General features: G+C 73.5%; 2 protein-coding genes. One reads left to right on the top strand and one right to left on the bottom strand.

The genetic code is table 11. The features are described from left to right. Positions 1-84: 84 nt before the first annotated feature. Positions 85-774, bottom strand: coding sequence for a ribosome hibernation-promoting factor, HPF/YfiA family (gene hpf / locus ACQRUO_RS39360; RefSeq protein WP_428320992.1), 690 nt, complete (start codon positions 772-774; stop codon positions 85-87). A gap of 454 nt (positions 775-1,228) precedes the next feature. Between hpf and ACQRUO_RS39355 the strand changes: the two genes are divergently transcribed. Beyond that, a partial coding sequence (locus ACQRUO_RS39355) for a ComF family protein (protein WP_428320991.1) occupies positions 1,229-1,610 on the top strand: 382 nt, incomplete at its 3' end.

The raw sequence follows: 1,610 nt of genomic DNA, 5'->3' as shown, positions 1-1,610 counted from the left end.
CCGCGGCCACGCGGGCCGCGGCGCCGGGAATGTGCCGTTCGTCGTGCCGGGTGTGTCAGGTCGCCGGCCCGGGCCGGCCCGCGCTCAGCGGTCGGCGCCGTTGATCGCGCCGCCGGCACCACCGATGTCGCCGTCCGGCTCCAGGCCGTCGGCCTTCAGGTGGATGACGCCGTAGTCGTAGCCGCGGCGCCGGTAGACCACGCTCGGCAGCCCGCTGTCCTTCTCCACGAAGAGGTAGAAGTCGTGGGCCACCAGCTCCATCGCGTGCAGCGCCTGCGCCAGCGTCATCGGTGCGGCGACGTGCGTCTTCTCCCGGACCACCAGCGGTCCTTCGCCCTCGACCTCCAGCGAGGGCGCCACCGTCTTGCGCACCGGCGCCTCGGCCAGTTCCTCCATGGTCGCGGTGCCCGGCAGGGCCGCGATCCGCGCGGTCGCCTCGGCCACGCTCATCGGCGTGGTGCGCGCCCCGTGGTGCACCCGGCGCCGGTCGGCGGACTTGCGCAGCTGCGCGTCGAGCTTCGCCGAGGCCAGGTCGAGCGCCGCGTAGGGATCGGCGGCGGCGGCCTCGGCCCGGATCACCGGGCCACGGGTACGGACGGTGATCTCCACCCGGTCGGACCGCTCGGCCTGACGCGGGTTGTGTTCCTTGGACACCTCGACGTCGAGGCTGATCACCTTGCCGTCGAACTTCTGGACCTTCTCCAGCTTTTCGGCCACGTGCTCGCGGAACCTCTGGGGCACCTCGGTCTTGCGGCCCTTGACGACGATGTCCACGCAGAACTCCGATCCCTCGTGCGACGCCGGTCCGGACTACCGGACCGGACTGAGACCCAGCCTGACCAGCCACGCTGCCGCCGGCCCACCGCCCGGTCGGGACCGGGCGGGCTGGGCCTTCACCCACTTCCTCCCCATCAGAGGCGCTTGAAACCCCTTGGAGCCTCATCAGACACCCGGGACGGGCTTTTCGCCTCCTCAGCGGGAGGCTAGGTGGCGCGGGTTCCGGCTGGACAGCTGTTCACCCCTGTCTACCCTCTATCGAGTGAAGTGAAGGTAAATATCTGGACAACTCCGCCCAGACGGCCCATGCTCACCTCACCACTCAGCGTCACCGGGGACGCTGGTCCGCCACTCGACGGTCGCTCGACATCCCGCGGTCTCCGGCTGGTGCCCCTGCTGGCGCCCCTGCGGCGGCTCGCCGGATCGCGGTCGACCGGTTCCGGGAGGGGTCGTGTCGGCACTCCTGCTCGATCTGCTGCTGCCCGCCGACTGCGCCGGCTGCGGCGCACCGCACGGCCAGCTCTGCGCCGACTGCCGGGCCCTGCTGGCCGGCCTGCACGGCCGACCCGCCGACCCCCGGGCGGCCCCGCCGGGGCTGCCACCGCTCTACTCCTGCGCCGACTACCGCGACCCGCTGCGCCCGCTGCTGATCGCCCACAAGGAACGCGGCGCGCTGCCACTGGCCACCCCGCTCGGCGCGGTGCTCGCCACCGCGGTCCGCGCGGCGCTCGCGGCCGAGCTCCGCGCCCCGCTCCCGGCCGGCCGCCCGCTGCTGCTGGTCCCGGTGCCCTCGTCCCGCCGTGCGGTGCGGGCCCGCGGCCACGATGCCACCC

The sequence above is a fragment of the Kitasatospora sp. LaBMicrA B282 genome, assembly GCF_050325825.1.
Taxonomy (GTDB): Bacteria; Actinomycetota; Actinomycetes; order Streptomycetales; family Streptomycetaceae; genus Kitasatospora.
Note: the sequence above shows the minus strand (reverse complement) of the source record. Positions and strands in the feature narration are given on the sequence as shown.